Genomic DNA, 482 nt, shown 5'->3' with positions numbered 1-482 from the left:
CTGGCGGGCGGCGTTGCCGTCATCCGCGTCGGCGGTGCGACCGAGATCGAAGTCAAGGAAAAGAAGGACCGCGTCGACGACGCCCTCAACGCGACCCGCGCGGCCGTGGAAGAAGGCATCGTTCCCGGCGGCGGCGTCGCACTGCTGCGCGCTTCGCTGAGCATCAAGGCTGTCGGCGCCAACTCCGACCAGACCGCTGGCATCGCCATCGTGCGTCGCGCGCTGCAGGCTCCGGCCCGTCAGATCGCGGCCAACGCCGGTGCGGAAGCCTCGATCGTTGCCGGCAAGATCCTCGAGAACAAGGGCCCGACCTTCGGCTTCAACGCCCAGACCGGCGAATATGGCGACATGATCGCCATGGGTATCGTCGATCCGGTCAAGGTCGTGCGCACGGCTCTCCAGGACGCGGCCTCGGTCGCCGGCCTGCTGGTCACCACCGAAGCCATGATCGCGGAGGCTCCGAAGAAGGAGTCGGCTGGCGG

General features: G+C 68.3%; 1 protein-coding gene. It reads left to right on the top strand.

What is annotated here, in order from left to right; all coding sequences use genetic code 11:
• A partial coding sequence (locus tag AC0L18_RS32400; RefSeq protein ID WP_473495746.1) for a TCP-1/cpn60 chaperonin family protein occupies nucleotides 1–482 on the top strand: 482 nt, incomplete at both ends.

The sequence above is a fragment of the Mesorhizobium sp. WSM4819 genome (assembly GCF_055811215.1).
The sequence above is the reverse complement of the archived record's forward strand: the minus strand, read 5'-3'. Positions and strand labels throughout refer to the sequence as shown.